Origin of the sequence: Acinetobacter brisouii CIP 110357, assembly GCF_000488275.1 — a bacterium.
GTDB lineage: Bacteria > Pseudomonadota > Gammaproteobacteria > Pseudomonadales > Moraxellaceae > Acinetobacter > Acinetobacter brisouii.
Genome location: NZ_KI530762.1, coordinates 1,402,336 through 1,425,147 on the forward strand (window position 1 = coordinate 1,402,336; position 22,812 = coordinate 1,425,147).

Annotated in this window: 20 protein-coding genes and 1 tRNA gene; 9 read left to right on the plus strand and 12 right to left on the minus strand. The window is 41.7% G+C overall.

Features of this window, described 5'->3' with window-relative positions; translation table 11 throughout:
- The first annotated feature begins 282 nt into the window (after positions 1-282).
- The 5 genes from P255_RS06595 (at position 283) to P255_RS06615 (ending at position 7,693) form a co-directional block, all read left to right on the plus strand.
- Positions 283-1,347 (plus strand): type II asparaginase, encoded by a 1,065-nt coding sequence (locus P255_RS06595; RefSeq protein WP_004904980.1) that lies wholly within the window; start codon positions 283-285, stop codon positions 1,345-1,347.
- A 147-nt stretch (positions 1,348-1,494) separates the two neighbouring features.
- Entirely contained in the window at positions 1,495-5,067 is a 3,573-nt protein-coding gene (gene dnaE, locus P255_RS06600; RefSeq protein ID WP_004904978.1) for a DNA polymerase III subunit alpha, read from the plus strand.
- 15 nt (positions 5,068-5,082) lie between these two features.
- Positions 5,083-5,925 carry an RNA methyltransferase gene (locus P255_RS06605; RefSeq protein ID WP_004904977.1) on the plus strand — a complete coding sequence of 281 codons (843 nt, stop codon included), beginning with the start codon at positions 5,083-5,085 and terminating at the stop codon, positions 5,923-5,925.
- Positions 5,918-6,733 carry a serine O-acetyltransferase gene (gene cysE, locus P255_RS06610; protein WP_004904975.1) on the plus strand — a complete coding sequence of 272 codons (816 nt, stop codon included), beginning with the start codon at positions 5,918-5,920 and terminating at the stop codon, positions 6,731-6,733. Before P255_RS06605 ends, cysE begins: the two co-directional genes overlap by 8 nt.
- 102 nt (positions 6,734-6,835) lie before the next feature.
- Complete coding sequence (locus P255_RS06615) at positions 6,836-7,693, plus strand: ABUW_2363 family tetratricopeptide repeat lipoprotein (protein WP_004904973.1); 858 nt, start codon at positions 6,836-6,838, stop codon at positions 7,691-7,693.
- Positions 7,694-7,933: 240 nt separating this feature from the next.
- Here the strand turns inward: P255_RS06615 and cysN are convergent, their stop codons facing one another.
- Complete coding sequence (cysN, locus tag P255_RS06620; protein ID WP_004904971.1) at positions 7,934-9,550, minus strand: sulfate adenylyltransferase subunit CysN; 1,617 nt, start codon at positions 9,548-9,550, stop codon at positions 7,934-7,936.
- Positions 9,551-9,658: 108 nt separating this feature from the next.
- The gene (gene cysD / locus P255_RS06625; RefSeq protein ID WP_004904970.1) at positions 9,659-10,567 is read right to left on the minus strand and encodes a sulfate adenylyltransferase subunit CysD; all 909 of its coding nucleotides are present in this window, start codon (positions 10,565-10,567) and stop codon (positions 9,659-9,661) included.
- Between the two features lie 561 nt (positions 10,568-11,128).
- Between cysD and P255_RS06630 the strand changes: the two genes are divergently transcribed.
- The 3 genes from P255_RS06630 (at position 11,129) to nfsB (ending at position 13,029) form a co-directional block, all read left to right on the plus strand.
- Positions 11,129-11,689 (plus strand): hypothetical protein, encoded by a 561-nt coding sequence (locus P255_RS06630; RefSeq protein WP_004904969.1) that lies wholly within the window; start codon positions 11,129-11,131, stop codon positions 11,687-11,689.
- A gap of 131 nt (positions 11,690-11,820) precedes the next feature.
- Entirely contained in the window at positions 11,821-12,048 is a 228-nt protein-coding gene (locus tag P255_RS06635) for a hypothetical protein (protein ID WP_004904968.1), read from the plus strand.
- A gap of 327 nt (positions 12,049-12,375) precedes the next feature.
- Positions 12,376-13,029 carry an oxygen-insensitive NAD(P)H nitroreductase gene (gene nfsB, locus P255_RS06640; protein ID WP_004904967.1) on the plus strand — a complete coding sequence of 218 codons (654 nt, stop codon included), beginning with the start codon at positions 12,376-12,378 and terminating at the stop codon, positions 13,027-13,029.
- A gap of 372 nt (positions 13,030-13,401) precedes the next feature.
- On the opposite strand, the gene P255_RS06645 is transcribed toward nfsB, so the two are convergent.
- The 4 genes from P255_RS06645 to P255_RS06660 form a co-directional block, all read right to left on the minus strand.
- On the minus strand, positions 13,402-13,995 hold the full coding sequence (locus P255_RS06645) for an alpha/beta hydrolase (RefSeq protein WP_004904966.1): 594 nt from the start codon (positions 13,993-13,995) through the stop codon (positions 13,402-13,404).
- A gap of 12 nt (positions 13,996-14,007) precedes the next feature.
- Entirely contained in the window at positions 14,008-14,967 is a 960-nt protein-coding gene (locus tag P255_RS06650) for a glutathione S-transferase family protein (RefSeq protein WP_004904965.1), read from the minus strand.
- 63 nt (positions 14,968-15,030) lie between these two features.
- Entirely contained in the window at positions 15,031-15,435 is a 405-nt protein-coding gene (locus tag P255_RS06655) for a DoxX family protein (protein WP_004904964.1), read from the minus strand.
- Positions 15,436-15,618: 183 nt separating this feature from the next.
- Positions 15,619-16,542: a LysR family transcriptional regulator gene (locus tag P255_RS06660; RefSeq protein WP_228127538.1), complete on the minus strand. Its 924-nt coding sequence runs from the start codon at positions 16,540-16,542 to the stop codon at positions 15,619-15,621.
- A gap of 396 nt (positions 16,543-16,938) precedes the next feature.
- On the opposite strand from P255_RS06660, the gene P255_RS06665 reads away from it, so the two are divergent.
- Positions 16,939-17,121 carry a hypothetical protein gene (locus P255_RS06665; RefSeq protein WP_004904958.1) on the plus strand — a complete coding sequence of 61 codons (183 nt, stop codon included), beginning with the start codon at positions 16,939-16,941 and terminating at the stop codon, positions 17,119-17,121.
- A 393-nt stretch (positions 17,122-17,514) separates the two neighbouring features.
- Here the strand turns inward: P255_RS06665 and P255_RS06670 are convergent.
- The 6 genes from P255_RS06670 to pcaF all read right to left on the minus strand — a co-directional run bounded on the left by P255_RS06670 (position 17,515) and on the right by pcaF (position 22,806).
- Positions 17,515-17,591: transfer RNA gene (locus P255_RS06670), tRNA-Ile, on the minus strand.
- A 344-nt stretch (positions 17,592-17,935) separates the two neighbouring features.
- Positions 17,936-18,424, minus strand: a complete 489-nt coding sequence (locus P255_RS06675) for a hypothetical protein (protein ID WP_004904956.1) — start codon at positions 18,422-18,424, stop codon at positions 17,936-17,938.
- A 243-nt stretch (positions 18,425-18,667) separates the two neighbouring features.
- Positions 18,668-19,264, minus strand: a complete 597-nt coding sequence (locus tag P255_RS06680; RefSeq protein ID WP_004904953.1) for a gamma carbonic anhydrase family protein — start codon at positions 19,262-19,264, stop codon at positions 18,668-18,670.
- Between the two features lie 17 nt (positions 19,265-19,281).
- Positions 19,282-20,223, minus strand: a complete 942-nt coding sequence (gene paaX / locus P255_RS06685) for a phenylacetic acid degradation operon negative regulatory protein PaaX (protein WP_004904951.1) — start codon at positions 20,221-20,223, stop codon at positions 19,282-19,284.
- Between the two features lie 35 nt (positions 20,224-20,258).
- On the minus strand, positions 20,259-21,548 hold the full coding sequence (paaK, locus tag P255_RS06690; protein WP_004904948.1) for a phenylacetate--CoA ligase PaaK: 1,290 nt from the start codon (positions 21,546-21,548) through the stop codon (positions 20,259-20,261).
- A gap of 40 nt (positions 21,549-21,588) precedes the next feature.
- Positions 21,589-22,806 carry a 3-oxoadipyl-CoA thiolase gene (gene pcaF, locus P255_RS06695; RefSeq protein WP_004904945.1) on the minus strand — a complete coding sequence of 406 codons (1,218 nt, stop codon included), beginning with the start codon at positions 22,804-22,806 and terminating at the stop codon, positions 21,589-21,591.
- Between the last annotated feature and the right edge of the window lie 6 nt (positions 22,807-22,812).

Sequence of the window (22,812 nt, forward strand, 5' to 3'; positions counted from 1 at the left end):
AAAAGCATAAATCATCATTTCTTATTTTATCGATTAAAATTAAAACAATATTTGATTAAATTTATAGCAATTAGAAAAAATTAATAGATTTTTTTATTATTCCATGTTATTTATTACTCGCAAATAAAAGCAATGACACAGGCATTTTGTTAAAACAAAATATTATTCAATACTGCTTTTTATTGACCAATGTTTAAACGTGCTAAATATGGTATGTATTTCGCTTAAATGCAAGGATGTTTGAACACCATTTATTTTCGTCACTTCATAAGGATATTTTCGATGTTGACTAAAACCGTTAAATCTTTAGGTTTAGCAATGGGCTTATTTGCCTGCTCTCTTCCACTTTATGCCAAAAACAATGTTGTTGTAGTTGCAACAGGCGGTACGATTGCAGGTGCAGGTGCAAGTTCAACCAACAGCGCAACTTATACAGCCGCAAAAGTTCCTGTCGATGCACTGATTAATGCCGTTCCTCAAGTTCAGGATTTGGCAAATGTACGCGGTGTACAAGCCCTACAGATTGCGTCTGAAAGCATTACCGATAAAGAATTGTTAAACCTTGCACGACAAGTTAATGATTTAGTTAAAAAATCAGATGTAAATGGTATTGTGATCACCCATGGTACAGACACCATGGAAGAGACTGCATTTTTCCTGAATTTGGTCGTACATACAGATAAACCGATTGTACTCGTAGGATCGATGCGTCCAAGTACCGCAATGTCTGCCGATGGCCCACTGAACCTGTATAGTGCAGTCGCGTTAGCATCTTCAGAGTCAGCCAAAGGTAAAGGCGTCCTGGTGATGATGAATGATAGTATTTTTGCTGCGCGCGATGTCAGCAAAACCATCAACATTCATACCAATGCTTTTGCGAGCCAATGGGGTGCTTTAGGCACTGTCGTTGAAGGGAAACCTTACTGGTTCCGCGAAACCCCTAAGCGTCATAACAGTTCTTCTGAATTCAACATTGAATCCATTAAAAGTGACAGCTTACCTCTAGTTGGTATTGTCTATGGTTCAGATAATATGTTGCCACAATCATACCTTGCACTTCAGCAAGCAGGTGCAAAAGCGATTATTCATGCAGGTACGGGAAATGGTTCAGTTGCCAACTACATCGTACCGACATTGAATAAATTACAATCTGAAGGCGTACAAATCGTGCGTTCATCTCGTGTACCGCAAGGTTTTGTACTTCGTAATGCTGAACAACCAGATGACAAATATGGCTGGGTTGCAGCACATGATTTAAATCCTCAGAAGGCACGCATTTTGACTGCTTTAGCATTAACAAAAACCAAAGATGCCAAAGAAATTCAACGTATGTTCTATGAATACTAATTTATAAACAGACGCATAGATCCCGAGGTCTTTGGCTTCGGGATTTTTTTATCAAAACTGCATAGATTTTCCACAAAGAAAAATTACAGGCTTATATTGTAGAAATAGCATGTTAAAATAAACGTTGCTTTCGCGAAGGACGTTTTTATGCAGCAGTTTGTACATCTTGGTATCCATACAGAGTTTTCGATTACCGAATCGATTGTTCGTATACCTGATTTAATTAAAGCTGCGGTAAAACAAGAAATGCCTGCTTTGGCATTGACCGACTTGTCGAACCTGCATGCTGCGGTCAAATTCTATAAATCCTGCTTGGGCAAAGGCATTAAACCCATTTTAGGCAGCACTATTCGCCTAAACGATGCTGAACATAAAGCCACCCTACTCGCAATCGATAACCACGGTTGGCGTAGTATTACCGAACTGGTTTCTCAAGGCTATATCGAAGGGCAACAACTCGACATTCCTTGTGTGCAAAAAGAATGGATCCTTAATCAGCACGAAGGCATTATTGTACTGCTTGGCATTCACAGCGATGTCGGTAAACTGCTCTGCTCGTCCAATCCGCAAAAAGCTGAGCCACTGTTTCAAGAATGGCATGAAAAATTTGGCAATCGGGTTTACTTCGCACTTACCCGCACTAACCGTCCTAACGAAGAAGATTTTATTTCAGAAGCAATTAAACTTGCCGCCAAATATCAGGTTGGTGTTGTCGCACACAATGACGTGCACTTTATTACTGAAGAAGATTTTGAAGCTCACGAAGCCCGCGTCTGCATTGCCGAAGGTTATGTCTTGGCAGATGATCGCCGCCCACGTTTATACAGCCCTGAGCAGTACTTTAAAACTTCTGAGCAAATGATTGAACTGTTTGCAGATATTCCAAGTGCGATTGAAAATACTGTCCAGATTGCCAAACGCTGTAATGTCAGTTTACGCCTAGGCAAATACTTCTTGCCTGACTATCCGATTCCTGAAGGCTTCACCATCGACAGCTACTTTGAGCACTTAGCCCAAGAAGGTCTGGAAGAACGCCTTGAACAGCTTTATCCAAGTGCAAAACGTGATGAAGACTGGACAGAAATACGCAAACCTTACGATGAACGCCTACGTTACGAAATCGATATTATTCTTAAAATGGGGTTTCCGGGCTACTTCCTCATCGTAATGGACTTCATTCAGTGGTCGAAAAATAACGGCGTCCCTGTAGGGCCTGGACGTGGTTCAGGTGCAGGTTCATTGGTCGCGTTTAGTCTAAAAATTACCGACCTTGATCCACTGCGTTATGATTTGCTATTCGAACGTTTCTTAAACCCTGAACGTGTTTCCATGCCCGACTTTGACGTCGACTTCTGTATCGCGGGACGTGACCGTGTGATTGACTATGTTGCGCGTCACTATGGGCGCGATGCTGTATCGCAAATTGCGACTTTTGGTACCATGGCAGCTAAAGGCGCGATTCGTGACGTAGCACGGGTACTGGGCAAATCTTATGGTTTGGCAGACCGTATTTCTAAAATGGTACCAACCAAACCGCTCGGTGTGGATTTGGCAACAGCCATTGAAATGGAACCACAACTTAAAGATATCGTGACCAATCCATCGAACCCTGACTATGATGATGCCTCAGAAATCTGGGAAATGGCGCTAAAACTCGAAGGCATCACCCGAAATACAGGCAAACACGCAGGTGGCGTGGTCATTGCACCAACCAAAATTACTGACTTTTCTGCGGTGCTTTGTGATGCCGATGGTACTAACCGCGTCGCCCAATACGATAAAGATGATGTTGAATCCGCAGGTCTGGTCAAATTCGACTTCTTGGGTCTGCGTAACCTGACCGTCATTGAAGATGCTATACAAAATATTAACAAGCGACGTGCAGCAGATGAGCAATTACTCATTTCTAATGTTACCTTAGATGACCCTCACGCCTATAAAATCTTTGCTGAAGCCAACACCACAGCGGTATTCCAGTTTGAATCCGTTGGTATGAAGCGCATGCTCAAAGAAGCACGCCCAAGCAAGTTTGAAGAGATTATTGCGTTTGTATCCTTGTACCGCCCAGGCCCAATGGATCTGATTCCGGACTTTATTCACCGTATGCACGGTGGCGAGTTTGAGTATTTACATCCACTGTTAGAAGGTGTCCTCGAACCAACGTACGGCATTATGGTATATCAGGAACAGGTGATGCAGGCAGCGCAGTACTGCGCAGGCTATACCCTCGGTGGTGCGGACTTACTCCGTCGTGCCATGGGTAAAAAGAAACCCGAGGAAATGGTCAAGCAGCGCCAGATCTTTATTGAAGGTGCAGCCAAAAAAGATATTGATGAAGCCACGGCCAACCATATCTTTGACTATATGGAAAAGTTCGCAGGCTACGGTTTTAACAAATCACACGCCGCAGCTTATGCACTGGTTGCTTACCATACAGCATGGCTAAAAGCACACTATCCTGCCGAGTTCATGGCGGCGGTGATGTCTTCGGAAATGCAAAACACAGACAACGTGGTGTTCTTGATCGATGACTGCCGTAGCAATGGTCTAGAGGTCTTGCCACCATCAGTCAATATGTCACTGTATCATTTCCATGCCAGCGCAGAACGTACGATTGTTTATGGTTTGGGAGCGATCAAAGGCGTCGGTGAACAAGCCATGCAATCGGTGATTGAGTCTCGCGAAAAGGATGGTCCTTATCAGGATTTATTTGATTTTTGCCACCGCATTGACCTGAAAAAAATCAATAAGCGTACTCTCGAAGCACTGATTCGTGCAGGTGCGCTTGACTGTTTAGGTATTGAACGTGCAAGCCTGATGGCACAGCTTCCTGAAGCGGTGCAAGCAGCGGAACAGGCACGCCAAAACCGTGAAACAGGCATTATGGATTTGTTTGGTGAAGTCGAAGAGGTTCAGCGTAAACCTGCCAAACCTGTTAAACCGTGGTCAGATGAAGTTCGCTTAAAAGGTGAAAAAGATACACTGGGCTTATACCTGACAGGTCACCCGATTGATGTGTATCGGTCAGAACTCAAAGCATTCATTCCAAATAAAATCAGTGAACTTAGCCCGACCCGTCGAGGACAAACCACTGTATTTGCAGGTTTAGTGATGGATGTTGCCAACTTCCCGAACCGTATGATGATCACACTAGATGACGGCACAGCCCGTATTGAGGTGAGTTGCAACCATGAACGCTTCCAGCGCTTTAAAGAGATTATTCAAAATGAGCGCGTGGTGATTATTGAAGGTGAGATTTATGAGCGTGAAGGCTTTGAACGCCCGATGGCACGCTTAACCAAAGCCTTTGACCTCAACGAAGTTCGCCAAAAACGCGCACAGAATATTCAGATTAAACTTGATCAGCACAGTTTTAGCCCAAGCTTATCAGCAGATTTACAGCAACTGTTGCAACCATTTAAGCAATTGCCCGAGTATCAACATATTCCTGTGGTCTTAAAACTCGATTTTAGCTATGCACAGGCAGAACTGCATTTCGCTGATCACTGGAAAATCGCACCTACAGATGATGCTTTGCGTAAACTGCGGGATTATTTCGGTAAAGATGCACTGTATGTGGAATACCACGTCAAGTCCAAAGCGGCTAAAGCCATCAGTCTCGAAGAAGCTCAGGTGGCAAATGTACCCCCTCCGCCTGCCGACATGAGTATGGATGAAGCCCTTGATTTATATCAGGCTGAAGTCAGTCAGTATTCGTAAAATCTTGGAAAAATTATGAAAACTTTTGATAATGCGATGGTGTCATCGCATTTAAACCATGTGCGTATTGTCATGGTCAACACCACTTTACCTGCCAATATTGGCAGTGCCTTGCGCGCCATGAAAACCATGGGGCTCAGCAAACTGGTACTGGTTGCACCAAAGACTTACCCGCATCCAGATATTGATGCTTTGGCCGCAGGTGCAACCGACCTGATTGAACAGATTGAGATTGTAGAAACGCTTGAGCAAGCGATTGCTGATTGTCATCTAGTGTTTGGCACCAGTGCACGTAGCCGCACTATTCCTTGGCCACTACTTGATGTACGCCCTGCCAGTGAAAAAGCGCTGCAAGCTGTGGTACAGCAACAACAGGAAGTTGCGATTATTTTTGGGCGTGAAGATCGCGGTCTGACCAATGAAGAACTGGCGCTTGCCAACTACCATGTGACGATTCCAGTCAATACAGAATATGGCGTGTTAAACGTTGCTCAGGCGATTCAGATTATCTGCTATGAGCTGCGGATGGCAACGCTTGCATACGAACAACAAGACGATAACGACGCACAAAGCATGCCTGTTAATAACCAGATTGACATGCACTGGGATGAGCCACTGGTGACTCAGGAACAGATGCAACAATTTTACCCGCATCTTGAAAAAATGCTTGAAGAAATTGAATTTTTAGATCTAAATAATCCAAGACTACTGCCACTACGTTTACGACGGTTATTTGGCAGAATTCAGCTTGACCGTATGGAATATAATTTATTACGCGGTATCTTTACCCGCGTACAGGCGCTCAGCCAAGGCAAATGGAAAAAATCGACAGATAAGGAGGATCAGCCCCATGTTTAAGCAGCTCAAAGAAGATATCAATGCTGTTTTTGCTCGAGATCCAGCCGCACGCAATACTTTGGAAGTTCTGACGACTTACCCCGGAATTCATGCGCTGATCATGCACCGCATGGCACATGAATTGTGGAAGAAGAACTGTAAAGGAAGTGCGCGCGCCTTATCTTCTTTTAGTCGTTTTGTGACAGGGATTGAAATTCACCCAGGTGCAAAAATTGGTAAGCGTTTTTTCATTGACCACGGTATGGGTGTCGTCATCGGCGAGACTGCAGAAATTGGCGATGATGTGACGTTATATCATGGCGTGACTCTCGGAGGCACGACATGGAATAAAGGCAAACGCCACCCAACCCTTGAAGATGGGGTAATTGTCGGTGCGGGTGCCAAAATCTTAGGGCCATTTACCGTACATAAAAATGCCAAAGTCGGTTCAAATGCAGTTGTGACCAAAGAAGTTCCTGAAGGCGTCACTGCTGTGGGCAACCCTGCTCGCTACATCTTTAAAGAAAAAGATAAAGAAAAAAATGCTGAAGAAGCACGTCGCCGTGACTATGCTGAACAAATCGGTTTCCAACCGTATGCAGCATCTCAGGATCAAACTGATCCAATTTTAGAAGGTATTCGTGTTTTACTTGATCGCATGCAAAACAATGAGCAACGCATGAATACACTATGCCAGCGCCTGTCTTTGCTTGACCCGACCTTTAAAAAGCAACAAACTGAACAGCAACCATATAGTGAAGAAGAGCTGAAAATTATTGAGGAAGTGCGTCGCGAGTGTGAATCCCAGACTCGTCAGTCAAAAAGCTAAAGTTGTGAATAGCATCCTGTTACACGCTTGTGCTTGTATGCAGTTTTGCTTTTTTTTAGACTTCTGAAATATCGTTTGCCATCAACCAAATTGGAAACCAAGATGAGATTAAAAGCTATAGCAACTATGCTGATGACAGCAACATTTCTTTCAGCATGTAGCCCCGTTGCTGTAAAAAATAATAATTCTCAAAATACCCCGATTGTTTTTACTGAACCAGAGGTTAGCCCACCATTTTATGCGCTAAACCCATTTAACTATACTGCACCACCTGCATTTGAAATTGACTTAAAAAATGCAAATTCCAACAAGTTGATTGTACCAACCATTGGTTATAAGCAAGCTAATATGAAATATGCGGCTTCAGCAGGTCAAAATGAGCTGGATGTCACACATATTGATGATTTCTTACAACTCGCTGAAGGAAAAGCACGCCACTATCCACCACAGTTCACAAATCGAAATGAGCGTTGTGGTTATGAGTCAAAATTGCGTGAAATCAGCGTTCAGTTAGATGCGCTTGCGGCTAATGACAACGCTTCTTATGATGTCTTGGTACGTGCATTTAAAGTCAGCGTCATGGCGCGTAATTTGGATATGGGAACACAGTACACCACCAAATCACTCAAATATGCACAACGTCTTATCAAGATGAATCCAAACGATCCAACCACAAACTTCTGGTTTGGTTTCTCTTTATCTGAAGGTGGCGGTCAGCATGAGGCGATTCCTTATTTAGACAAAGCCATGAAAGGTGGTGTACAAGAAGCCTATTTGTCTGCAGTCAACAACTATTTATTCCTTGAACAACGCAAAAATGCGCTTGCAACTTTATCAAGTTATAAATCTAAATATCCTGAAGAACGTCAAGTTGCTGATCGTTTATTGATGGAAATTCAAAAACAAGGTCGCAACAACGTTTGGGAAAACCTGACTGCCATGAAACAAGGCCGTTACTAAAATATGCTTTAAGTTTTAAATCTTGTCATGACCTGAAATAGGTTGGCAGCTTTATAAAAGACCGAGTTAAGCGATTGACTCGGTTTTGTATTTTTTAGCGGTATAGATACGGATCACATAAGACTCAAATATATAAGCCTATTTCAAAGCATGATTAGAATTTAATAAAAAAGCCCAATCAGATGATTGGGCTTTTTCGTTTATTCAGTTGATATGCAATATATCAACTAAAACCAAAACTTAGAGTTGTACAAGTTCTTGGATGTATTGAACCGCAGCATCAAACTCGGTCAATGTCACGGTCGAATCTGCCTGTTCAGCATCATCAACAATCACAACCACGCCTGTTTCACGTAACAAACTGATTTGTTCAACAGTTAAACCTGCTTTAGCTACTGCAACCACACCTGTTTCAAGCAATGCACGTTCAAGCTGTTGCGCCTGAGCAAACACTTCAGCAGTCACAGCCAATACGGCAGGTTTTTGACCTAAACGTGCAGCACGTTCTTCAGCAGTTACTGGGCTGGTATGTGCAGTCCATTCAACAGACTCTTCCACCATACCTGCACCAACAGTCACGTTGTTCAGACGGTCAATAAAGATAAATGAACCTGTGTAACGGCTGTCTTGATAACGGTCAAATACGACTGGCGCATCAAACTCGATGGTGACATTGGCAATTGCGTTCAATTCCAATGCTTCAACCTGAACATGCTCAAGTGTGTTGACATTGGTACGGAAGTTAATCGCAGTCACTTTAGCAGGAACAGTTTGTGTACCTACTTTCAAGTTATACAGCTTACCCACCACCAACGGATGATCAGCCATCCACACTACAGTTGCTTTCACTGAACGAGAAATGGTTGGAGCAGCTTGATCTGCACGTACCAGCATGTTACCGCGTGATACATCGATCTCGTCATTCAAGGTCAACGTCACTGCTTGACCTGCAAATGCGTGTTGCAAATTGCCATCAAAAGTTACGATTTCTTTGACAGTTGAAGACTTACCAGATGGTAAAGCCACAACTTTATCGCCCACGTTGATTTCACCCAACGCAATTGTACCTGCGAAACCACGGAAATCGAGGTTAGGACGGTTAACATACTGCACAGGGAAACGGAAATCATGTTTTTCAGTATTACGATTAATCTGAACAGATTCCAGCGTACCCATCAAGGTTTCACCTGTATACCATGGGGTATTTGGCGATTTGTTCACCACGTTATCGCCATTCAATGCAGAAATTGGCGTAAATATGATATTGCTTGGCTTACGGTCACCCAACTGGTTCACGAAGTTTGCATAGTCAGCTTGGATTTCATTGAAGCGTGCTTCAGAAAACTCCACCAAGTCCATTTTGTTGATTGCAACAATAATGTTCTTAATGCCAAGCAGGCTCGCAATATACGTGTGACGACGAGTCTGGGTTTGCACACCATAACGCGCATCAATCAAGATGATTGCAAGGTCACAAGTAGACGCACCTGTTGCCATGTTACGTGTGTACTGCTCATGCCCTGGAGTATCAGCAATGATGAACTTACGTTTTTCAGTTGAGAAATAACGGTAAGCTACATCAATGGTAATGCCCTGCTCGCGTTCTGCTTGCAGACCATCTACAAGAAGTGCCAAGTCAGGTGCATCACCTGTTGTCCCGACTTTTTTACTGTCACGGGTTACTGCTTGTAATTGATCTTCATAAATCAATTTTGAATCATACAGTAAACGACCAATTAAGGTACTTTTACCATCATCGACGTTACCGCAAGTTAAAAAACGCAGTAAGTCTTTGTTTTCATGTTGTTTCAAATACGCCAAAATATCTTGGCTAATTAGATCTGATTGATGCGACATCGCTCAAACTCCACAAATTCGTTGAAATCGGTCTCTTAAATCTCTTTCCTTCCACCTCGTTCCCCTCTTTCTCAAAGAGGGGTTAGGGGAAGTTTCCAAGGAGATTAATTAGAAATAGCCTTCTTGCTTTTTCTTTTCCATTGAGCCTGCTTCATCATGGTCAATCATACGACCTTGACGCTCAGAGCTTGTGGCTAAAAGCATTTCTTGAATAATTTCCGGCAAGGTGTCCGCAGTTGACTCAACTGCACCTGTTAACGGGTAACAGCCAAGCGTACGGAAACGTACCGATTTCATTTGTGGAACTTCACCTTCACGTAGTGGGAAGCGCTCATCATCGATCATGATCAGTGTGCCATCACGTTCAACCACAGGACGTTCTGCAGCCAAATACAATGGAACTAATGGAATATTTTCCAAATAGATATATTGCCAGATGTCTAGTTCAGTCCAGTTAGACAATGGGAAAACACGGATGCTTTCGCCTTTGTTGACTTTACCGTTATAGATATTCCAAAGCTCTGGGCGTTGGTTTTTCGGATCCCAACGGTGTTTGCTGTCACGGAACGAATACACACGTTCTTTGGCACGTGATTTTTCTTCATCACGGCGCGCACCACCAAATGCTGCATCAAATTGATATTTATCAAGTGCTTGCTTTAAAGCTTGCGTTTTCATGATGTCAGTATATTTTGAACTACCGTGATCGAACGGGTTAATATTCTGCGCGATACCTTCCAGATTTTTATGTTCAATCAATTCAAGACCAAGTCGCTTAACCATTTCATCACGGAAAGTGATCATGTCCTTGAATTTCCACCCAGTATTCACATGCAATAATGGAAATGGCAATTTTGCAGGATAAAAAGCCTTCATTGCCAAATGCAACATTACTGCTGAGTCTTTACCAATCGAGTAAAGCATGACGGGATTTTCAAATTCCGCAGCGACTTCTCGAATAATATGAATACTTTCAGCCTCAAGCTGTTTAAGGTGAGTTAATCTTTCCTCAGTCATTGATATACCCAGCTACACGGAGATTTTGCGCTTTATGTTAGCATGTCTGAAGCATAATAGTGCGGCTCTAAATCATTACGATTTCTGAATACCTAAATCATTTTTTCTACTTTAGAAGTTTTATTTTTCAAAGGTTTGCTGATTAAGCATTTAGCTCATTTGCAGTTTTATTCATAAGCTATGCATTATATTTCATATAGACCAACCACGCTAAAGCATCGTCTATTTTTGTATCAGAGGACGATCTTCTGTTGCAGCATGACACAAATATAAAATTTGATTTAAAACTGCCATCAATCGACTTCTTTTATAATTGCCTACACCCTGTTTATTTTTCTCCCTGAGCGAAATTGGAATATATTCCAATACAGCGCAAGAGAAATAAAAAGGACTTATGCAAGAAGCCTAATCTAACCAATTGTTGCGTCTAAAATGAATTTTAAAATATTGGAATGGTTAAAATATCTCAATAAAACCTGATGCAATCTAGGATATTTGACAGATCACAACTTTTCTCCCTATGATCGGAACAAATCATCATAAAAATTAATGTAACAAGCGATGTCTATCAACAATAAATATCTACCTCACTATCATTTTATAGAAACCCATTCGATAAAAATCGCAGCATCTCAAGCAGATGTAATGCATGCTGTGCTCAATTATCGGGGTGATGATGACGCTTTTTTCAAATTTGCGATTGGCTTAAGGGAGCTACCCATCAGACTTCTTGACAAAATCACGGGGCAACAGCGCATTTCTAAGCAAGCCTTCGGTTTAGATAATTTCACAAGATTAGAACACATTGAACAGCAAGAACTGATGATGGGCTTGGCGGGGAAATTCTGGCAGCTTAATTATGGGCAACAGCCAATTCTTGACGCAACATCTTTTTTAGCATTTTCAGAATCAGGCTCAGCCAAACTGACGCTGCATTTTTGGGCTGAAAAAATCAGTGACACGCACACAGAGCTCACGACTGAAACACGTGTTTTTTGTGTAGATCAAAAAGCGTTGTCTAGTTTTCGACCCTATTGGTATCTGATTCGACCTGTGAGTGGTTTGATTCGCAAACGCATCTTAATGAAAATCCAAAAGAATTGTCAGGTTCAAGATACCTAATTATTAGACTTCTTTCATATTACCCTTTATTTCTCTCTACGGCAGAAAAAATAAATAGTGTTTAAGCATTTGTTTTATATAAAATATAAATTTTTATTTTTTAAATATTTATATTTCTAATAAGAGATTTTATGAAAAACGAAATTATGAGTAAGTCTGAAGTAAACAGTTTTGTTTGTATTTTTTTAGGCTTAGTTGGTTATTCTATTTTTATGTTTTATCTTCTTGTTAAAAGAAGTAAGGGGATAAATTACTTCGATGATTTATCTTCAGTGAATAGATTTATAGTATATTCTTCAGTTGCTCTAGAATTTATTTGTTTAAAAATAGTGAAAAATATTTTAAAAATAATAATTTAAATCTTATGAGTTTTCTTGGACGTATTATTGAATTTATAGGTGGTATTTTATTAGCTGCTATTTTTTTACGATAGTTTTATGATTAATAAGAATTTACCATCCGCACTTAAAGAATAATTTGATTGTAATACGATGCAGAATCCAGCCATTTCTATGAATTTTTCTATATGTTATCAATTCTAAATCTGCGTTTAAATTGTGTTAAAAAGAGATATTTCACACAATTTCACGCATTCTCTTACGGTAAATTTGTTGTGTTTTGATAAAACGTCCACATATTATCACATGATGAGTTAAACCCGAATTTGATCATAATTAGGATAGCATATGGATCTTCTCAACCTTGCCCAACAACGCTACACCACCAAAGCCTACGACCCAAATAAAAAAATCCCGCAAGACCAGATTGATCTTCTCCTTGAAGTACTCCGTTTAGCTCCTTCATCGATTAACATCCAGCCTTGGCATTTTTTGGTGATACAAAGCCCTGAAGCAAAACAACGCGTAACCAAAGCCATGACTGGCAAATATGCCTACAATGCGCCTAAAGTACTCGACTCTTCACATACCATTGTGTTGTGTACACGTAATGACGCCACTGAAGCCTATCTGGAACAACTGGTTGAGCGCGATGATGAATTGGGGCGTTTCAAAGATGCAGCGACTAAACAGGCGCAGCGTGAAACCCGTGCAGGTTATATCGACTACTATCGCAACGAAAAAGGCAATATTAAGCACTGGATGGAAACCCAAACCTTTATTGCACTCGGTGAATTGCTTTTGGCTGCACCAATTTTAGGAATTGATGCCACTCCGATTGGCGGCTTTGATGATGCAGTGCTGAATCAAGAATTTGATTTAATCAATCAAGGTTATCATAGCTCAGTCGTGTTAACTTTGGGCTATCGCAGCGAGCAAGACTTTAATGCGAAACTACCAAAATCACGTTTAAGCAAAGAACAGCTATTTACGATTCTTTGATTTTATTCATTGCGTTTTACCGTATGACTTAGGCTATTTTAGCTTAAGCCATACGCATCACAGAACATGCCACGGCAACTAGACTCGGCAGCAAACACACAGCGGTCTTAGATAGGCTCAAGCAGAAAAGCTTCTCGGCAACAACATACCCCGTAAATCAATCTGTTACCATGGCGTTTCTTGTCCATTCAACTGTATATAATCAGATTGAAACTCAATAATATAAAAGCCTCATCATGACATAATTCCAGCAGACCATGATTTGTAAAACTGAGCAGACATATCACTTAAATTGCTTCAATGCATATAAAGTCAACACTACAGGCGCGGCAAAAATAGAGGCTTATGTAGAGACACTCGGATTTTTATCAACTACTTAAAAAAACTTAAGCTTTGTTCCAGTTCAGTTCGATTAATACTGTGCCCAAGACCATCAAATAAATGTACAGTTGCATTAAAGCCCGCTTGAGTTAAATACTGCTCTGCCTGAACCGATTCAGTCGCTGAAATGACTGTATCACTCTGACCATGTAACAATAAAATTTTAGGTTTATAAGCCAAATCGGCTTGAATTGGGCTAGATAAACGCCCAGAAAAACCAATCACGCCAGCAACCGCCCAGCGTCCTGAAACCACAGCGTCGAGTGCCATAATCGTGCCTTGTGAAAACCCGCAAAACACCACCTGATCCAAATGATCCTGTAACTGATGTTGCTCTAAAATTTGTTGAATCGCCTGATCAAAAGCAGGACGCGCCTGTTCAATCCGCTGTAACCGATTCTCTACAGTCACCCCATCAATACTGAACCACTGAAAGGCTTCAGGGCTATTCATAAACCGATAAGGTGCGTTCGGCGCTGCGATTTTTAGTTCAGGATAATAATGTTGCCAAAACTTGCCTACAGGCAATAAATCTGCGCCCTGACTCCCAACACCATGCAAGAAAATCACCAGTTTAATTTTCATCGTATTTTCACCTTATAAGGGTAATTGAAAGTTAATTTCGGGTCCAACAGGCACAATACCTAGAGGATTTAAGGACTTAATTGAATAATACCCCTGTTTGATATGCTCAAAATTCACTGTCTGAGCAATACCAGGAATCATGAGAATATCCTGTACATAGCGTGTCAAATGCGGGTAGTAACGTAACTGTTTCAGATTACATTTGAATAAACCATGATACGCCACATCGAAGCGAATTAAAGTCACAAACAAACGGATATCCGTTTCGGTCAGTTCATTTCCAAACACATAACGGCGCTGTGACAATCGCACTTCGAGTTGTTCCAGCATTTCAAAAACGTCCGCAACTGCATGTTCATAAGCGATTTGTGTCGTTGCAAAACCAGCGCGATACACCCCATTGTTGAGTTTTTGATAGATCTGTTCATTCAATACATCAATTTCAGACTGTAGCTTTTCAGGATACAACTCGTAATCAGACTGTGCCAAATCAGCAAACCCAGAATTAAACATCCGAACAATATCGGACGATTCATTATTAACGATCGTTTTGCGTTTTTTATCCCAAAGCACAGGTACAGTGGCCCGCCCAGTGAAATTCGGATCGGCAAGTGTATAAATCTCGTGCATATATTGCTTATGATTTAAGCTGTCGATATTCGCAGAAAAGGCATGTCCGAAACGCCAACCAAAGTCGCTCAATTGCGGTTCAACCACAGAAACCGACACAATATCGGTTAATCCTTTTAATTCACGGGCAATCAGCGTCCGTGAAGCCCAAGGACAAATCAGCGCAACATACAAATGATAGCGCTCTTTTTCTGCCTCAAAACCACCCTCACCCGTTTGACCTGCCCGACCATCAGGCGTGATCCAGTTTCTAAAACTTGATATTTGGCGGACAAAGCCACCTTCTTGGTCAATTGCCTGTACGGGTTGCCAGTTCTCTACCCACTGCCCATTTACTAACATGGTTTCATCCTATTCAAAGCAAAAAAGTGTAGTGCTGATTTAGTACCACACTTCATTTTTATTTTATGATTTAAAAGAAGATTTTAAATGATATGATCCATCACCAATTAATGCTAGGCTGATTAACCCGACAATCCAGAACGCCGGATATTCCCAGCCGCCATTGGCATTGGTAAACCAGAAACCTGCCGCACCATGTACAGTAAAGATTGCACCAAGTAATACAGGAATCAGTGCCAATGCAGCTAAACGTGGCTTAAAGCCCACTAGAAGTGCAATTGCGCCTAAAAATTCCCAAGTTATCGTCACATATGCCATCCAGCCTGGAACGCCAACAGATTCAAAAAATTTGGCTGTGCCTGCGGGTGTAAAGACGAAAATTTTTAGCCCTGCATGTGCAAAAAATAAAATCGCTAGACTCACCCGTAACAGCAAAGCGGCATAAGGCGCGGTTCGTGCAGTATTCATGATCATTTCCCTGAACAATGTCGTTATGGAAATAGCATAATTATTTTTAATCTGTAGATTAATCACGTAGCAAGCAAAATATTATTTCCATTTTAGAAATAATTGAGCTTCTTTCACAAGTTCATTCTGTTTATTTCTATGAGAGAAATAAAGACGGCAATCATGATGAAAAAGGTTTATTCATTATTCTGAATCAATAAAATCCCACTCTGGACGACTCTGATAATAGCTTTTTAGAAAATCAATCAAGCGCCTGACCTTGTTTGCCAAATGCCGTGATGGTGGATAAACCGCATATAGCCCACTACTTTTGATCCGATAATTCGGCATGAGTGGAATCAATTGTTTGGTTTTTAATGACTGCCCACAAATAAAGGCAGGCATTCTACAAATCCCTAAACCTGCCAAAGCTGCTGTATGACAAGCTTCAGTATTTGCAAAATGAATTCGACCTTGTATTTGCACCACTTCCTGTTGATCAGGCGATTGCACTCTATTAAAACGCCATAATTCAGGCTCTTTAAAATTGCGGTCAATAATGCACTGATGCTCTAGTAAATCTTGTGGATGCTCAGGTAACTGTACTTTCTGTAAATAACTCGGTGCAGCCACAAGTAGAATCTGTATATCCAGCAAATGTCGTGCAATCAGGTTGCTGTCTTTTAAAGAACCAATTCGGATCGCAAGGTCAAAGCCTTCATCAATCACATTCACCAGACGATCGGTAAAACTGACATCAAGTTCAATTTCAGGATATAACTGGGCAAAGTCAACCAGTGCATGACTTAACTGGTTCACCCCAAAAGAACTGGGAACACTAATTTTAATACGCCCACTGGGTGTTTGTGACTGATTTTTAACACTCACTTCCAGTTCGTCAAACTCAGCCATGAGTTGCTTGACTTGCAAATAATAGGCCTGCCCAATTTCTGTCGTGCGCAAAGAACGTGTTGAACGATGCAACAATTGCACACCCAATTCATTTTCCAGACGTGCTATCAGTTTAGAAGCCTGAGCCACACTGGTCAGACGCTGTTCGGCAGCTTTGGCAAAGCTGCCTTGTTCTATCACCGCAATCAGCATCCGATTGCATTCCAAGCGATCCATATCTGCAACTTATAACGATTTCAGCACCAAAGTATTGATACTACAATAAAATCGTTTTTGGATAAAAAATCTTATCTGTATTTTAGATACGGTATCCTTTTAATAAAAAAATAACTTTGTAATGGTGCAGTATGTTTTTATCATTTGAGTCACTTCGTTGTTCGCCAGACGTTCTAACTGGCTAAAACCTAAATAATGAAGCAGTTTTCTTTCGGAACTTTTTGAGTTGTATCAAACTCTCAATGTAGAACTGGATAATGATTTGTAAGTAAAAATTTAGGCGCTATTTGATATTTAGATACAATATAAAACTACATCTTTTTTTTGCATCCGTGCATTGTAATAGGGTCGGTTAAAAAATCGTCAATCTTATAATTTTAGAAAAGGATGAATAAAATGACTAAGCAAAAGCACCCTAAGGATGAATTAGAGTCTAACAACACTGAAGAGCAATCAAGTCTAGATGATGCTCCGCCGAAAAAGAACCCTAAAGATAAATCTAATGAGCATGAGCAACATAAATCAAGCCATTATCATCAGCACCATGATACAACCAGCAACTATAAACAGCCGCATTGAGTAGGCATTCACACCAATCCTGTATAGAAAGCATAAATATAAATTTATGCTTTCTAAGGGCTGCCGAGTTTGACTATACAATAATAGTGAATAGATAAATTCTATCGTTAGATAGCGATACCTTAAATTACGTCATTGCATGAATTTTCTACTATTGAAACCGTTCTTTATGCTGAATAAAGAGATGTTTAAATCATTCTGTCGTTGTATTCAGTAATTTGTATTTTATTCTGCGCTTCTTAAAAGCGTTAGAATTCAAGTGAGTGAAAAAAATAACTTATAAAAAATCGGTGCAAAATAAGCCGAAAACTTATAGTTTATTACATAGTGCTTACTTGAATTTATAAAACAAAAAACCACTTAGGATTAGTGCACCTAAGTGGTTGTTTTATATGGTGGGCCCACACAGACTTGAACTGTGGACCAACGGATTATGAGTCCGCTGCTCTAACCAACTGAGCTATAGGCCCTATACAACAATAAATCCTTGTATTTACAAGACTTTATTACGAAATGCATCATATATAAGTTCATTGAAAATTACAAGTTTTTTTACTGGGTAGACACATAGTAACCGAAGAAAATATGTAATCTCACCACATGTTGCAACGTGCAGGATTTTAGCTCATGTCAACAATAAGAGTAAAGCTAGTCAAGCCATTTATTGATCAAATCAAACTTCATTTTCAATGATTTATCAAATAATAAACAAATTCGCTCCCTTATATAAACCATACGTCTAATCCAAATTTTACGGGTCGACTCAATGCCATAATTCATCAGCATTATTATGTGATCTAAATACGCAAATAATTTAAAAAATCCGAATATATTCAATTGAATATGCTGACAAAATATCTGGTAAATCCATAAAAACACTCGATAAATGCGATGCAAGGAATCCAATAAAAAAACCATAAACCAAGGTTTGATAATTGAGAAGATCACGGTTGATTTTAATTTTCAAGAATGGAATTTTATACAATACTTGCTGGATGGTTTTGGGATTTGACAATGCCAGTGCAATACAAAACCAGCCGATATAACTGAGAGTGGGCGATTTATCCAACATTAACCACGAAGAACTTTTTATATCATACGCATAGGACAACCATGTTGCGTGGTTAGAATACAAGTAAGTAATAATTTTTCCTGGCAATAAGCCCAAATCTAAAATCCAGAAAAACCATAGAAAATTTTTAAGTACAAAAAAACTAAATCCAACTTCGTTAAAAACAAAATCTATATTTTTCTTATGCTCATCGGTGCTAATTTTTATTGAATTGTCCTTAGACCTAAACATGTAAGTATCTCGAAAAATAATCTGCTGTAATTTTAGAGCATCTTACTCCGCTGTGCGTATAAATTTTATTGAGAACAGCTGACAGATTCCCTATTTTGGAGGGTTCTGCCCTAATTTTTATTTAAAATTTAACCTCAATGCAACAAAGCTCACGTTTTAACGCAAAGGCATTAGTTTACTCATCAATTTTTCTTGCTCCGCACATAAATCCGATTTTTATAATTAAACACATCATTGATTTTTTTATTTTGTTTGGTGATCTGCCTGAAAGTCCAGATAGGTTTTACGTGACAATAGCAGGTCTTGCTCATTCAATGGCTTAACCTCTTGCAGACTGTGCAAACAGCGCTGAGTCAATTCGATATATTGTTGTGTTCCTTGGGTTTTCCATGCAATCTCTTCAGCTCTTAATTCCCGAATAATTTTTGCAGGGCTGCCCAGTGCCAAGCTGTTGGCAGGAATCTTGGTCTTTGCCGTTACAGTACTGTTTGCACCGACAATGGCATTTTCACCAATCTCGCAGTCATCCAGAATCACGCTGTTCATGCCAATCATGGCATTTTTTCCGACTTTACAACCATGCAAGATCGCGGCATGTCCAATATGCCCCATATCTTCGACCACGGTAACGCTTTGTGGAAAGCCATGAATCACACAGTTGTCCTGCACATTGGCTTGGTAACCAATTCGGATACCACCAAAATCGGCACGCAGAACAGCCAACGGTCCGATATAGGCCCCAGCATCTACCACCACATCGCCAATCAACACGGCGGTTGGGTGCACAAATGCCTGACGATGAACCACAGGCATTACCCCATCAATTGCATAACACGGCATATACAGTCATCCTTTTTTTATAAAGTGGCAGCAAGTTCCAAGCCACCAAAACGCTTGTAAAAGCTCGAATTAATCGCAGGCAGTGAACCTTCGGCAGTTTTGGCAATCGATAGAAAATATTCATCGGCCTGTTCAAAGATACGTTTGTAAATATTTACGCTTAAATTGCGGGCATTCACCGCAGGCCAGTCGGCAGGCAACAGCTCCAGCGGCAAAGACGGGTCTTTGAGTAAAATACGGCGATAATGATGAATCAATAAAATACGCAGTAAAAATGCCTGCTGTGGGCTAATTTCTTCCTGTTCATGATTCAGCAAGGTCGCAATTTCTCGGAAATGTTCCAAAAATTTCAAATAACGCTGTTTGATTTCGTCAATCGGCCAGTTGACTTCCAGCATACGCGCCACCGTATCGGAAGAACCTGCCCATAAATCGAGGGTTTGTGCTTTAAACACCACCACCTGATCCATCATGTTCAGCTCAATCAACAGCTTTTGCAGCTTGGCTTGATCGCAACCAGGATATGCCATCAGATTGGTAGCAATACTGGAAAAACCGAGCCATTCCAGTTCTTTTTTCAGTGTGATTTTATTTTCCATCTCCACCGAACTGAGCAAAATCAGATCCCAATAGCGATCCCACTCGCGCATTTGATGGTTATAAATACGCTGTTCTGCCTGCAAATACACTTTGCGACTGGCGTCGGTAATGCGATAAAAACTGGTACGACCCACCTTTTGTGAATCGAGCCATTCATTTTTCACCAGTCGAAATACGGCTGTACGTACCGCACGATCATTAAACCCAAAGGGTTCAATCAGTTGAATCAGGCTCGCCAGACTAATGTTGCCGCCCCGATGCAAAATCGAATCCCCATAAATGCTCGACACTAAGGAAGTCGCACTAAGGGGTTCTTGCTCAATCAAATACTGAATAATGTGCTGAATACGTACGCTCATATCTCTCTAACTTTTAAATATGCAGGTTGTCCTGCTTAGGCAATCTTTCTTAAGTCAATGACGCGCTTTGCCTTGCCTTCCGATCTCGGCAGCATCGTTTCAGCCAGAATTTCAACTGTTACAGAAACACCAACCATGGTCTTGATTTTGTGCTGTAACTCTTGTGCGAGCTGTAACGCGGCGGTTTGCGTATATTGACTCATTTCCGTTCGGATATGCAATGTATCCATATATCCTTTCTTGGACACATGAATTTCATAGTTGGGAATCAGTTGTGGAATTTTAAGAATCTGCTCCTCTATCTGGGTCGGAAAAACATTAACCCCGCGAATAATCAGCATGTCATCACTGCGTCCAACCACTTTTTGCATACGGCGCATGGCACAGTGTTGCCCCTGCATCAGACACGTCAAATCGCGGGTACGGTAACGAATCACAGGCATGCCCTGTTTGGTAATGGTGGTAAATACCAGTTCCCCCATTTCACCATCAGGCAAGACTTCACCTGTTTCAGGATGAATAATTTCAGGGTAAAAATGATCTTCCCAAATGGTTAAACCTGTGTTGTCATCTGCTGCCTGCATGGCAACCCCAGGCCCCATCACTTCAGATAGTCCGTAAATATCCAGCGCCTTGATATTCAGACGGGTTTCAATTTCACGGCGCATTTCTTCTGTCCACGGTTCAGCGCCAAAGATCCCGACTTTTAAAGAAGTTTCTTTGGCTGTGCCATATTGCTTCTCTAACTGTTCAATAATATTGACACAATAAGACGGTGTAACCATCAAGGCAGTTGGCTGAAAGTCCTGAATCAGTTGAATCTGTTTTTCGGTTTGTCCGCCTGACATTGGAATCACTGTTGCACCCAGCCGTTCCACACCATAATGCGCCCCTAAACCACCCGTAAACAAACCGTAGCCATAGGCTACTTGCACCGTATCTGAATGATCTAGCCCTGCGACACGCAAACAGCGTGCCACAAGATCCGCCCATGTATGGATATCTTGCTGGGTATAACCAACTACCGTGGGTTTACCTGTTGTACCCGATGAAGCATGCAGCCTGACAATGTCCTGTTTCGGGACAGCAAACATGCCAAATGGATAATTTTCGCGTAGATCCTGCTTGGTGGTAAAAGGAAACTTGGCCAAATCTGCCAGTGTGTGCAGATCATCGGGGTGTACCCCTGCTGCATCAAACTTGCGCCGATATACGGCACTGTTTTGATAAGCGTGATGCAGCGTTTGCTTGAGGCGCTCAAATTGCAACTGACGTAATGCTTCAAGTGGCAAGTTTTCATGAATATCCGTATCTTGAACCTGCATTGTGACTCTCCCTGAGTTTTTATTTTATTTTTAGTTGTCCTTAGACTGCACTGAGATTTTCCAGAATCAGTGCCACACCCTGACCCACACCGACGCACATGCTACACAAGGCATAGCGTCCCTGACGCTGTTTCAGTTCATGGGTTGCGGTAATCACTAAACGCGTACCACTCATGCCCAGTGGATGCCCCAAAGCAATCGCACCGCCATTTGGATTCACGCGTGCATCATCATCACTCAAACCCAACTCTCGTAGTACTGCCAGCGACTGCGAAGCAAAGGCTTCATTCAGTTCAATCACATCCATTTGTTCCAAGCTCAGTCCTGTTTGCTTCAAGACTTTGTGTATGGCGGGCACAGGGCCGATGCCCATATATTTCGGCTCAACACCTGCACTGGCATAACCCACCACGCGTGCCAAAGGTTGTAACTGATGCTGCTCGGCAAATGCCTGACTGGTCATCAGCACACATGCCGCGCCATCGTTCACACCCGAAGCATTGCCTGCGGTGACTGTTCCACCTTGGGTACGAAACGGCGCTTTGAGTTTTGCCAAGGCATCCAAGGTTGTTTCAGGACGCAAATGCTCATCTTGAGTGATCTGCGTGACCTGTTTCTTACGATTGATAATCTCCACAGGCATAATCTCGACATCAAAGCGCTTTGCCTGCTGAGCTTCTGCGGCCTTTTGCTGACTGCGTAACGCAAACGCATCCTGATCGGCACGGCTAATCTGATATTTTTCTGCCACGTTTTCAGCCGTTTCAGGCATGCTGTCGATCCCAAAATTCGCCTGCATTTTCTTATTCACAAAACGCCAGCCAATGGTGGTGTCATAGATTTCAGGGGTACGAGCAAAGGCTTCTTGGGATTTAGACTGTACAAAAGGCGCGCGGCTCATGGATTCAACCCCACCTGCCAGCATAAATTCTGCTTCACCCGCCTTAACACTTCGCGCTGCCAATCCAACCGCATCTAAGCCTGAAGCACATAAACGATTGACGGTCACCGCAGGCACACTTTCAGGCAGTCCTGCCAACAATGCTGCCATGCGCGCCACATTACGGTTATCTTCTCCCGCTTGGTTGGAGCAGCCCAAAATCACTTCATCGAGTTGTTCCCACGGCAAATTGGGATGTTTATTTTTTAAATACTGAATTGGCAAGGTCGCCAAATCATCGGCACGCACTGAACTCAGCGCGCCTGCATAACGACCAATCGGGGTACGGATCAGATCACAGATTACAACATTGTGCATAGTTCA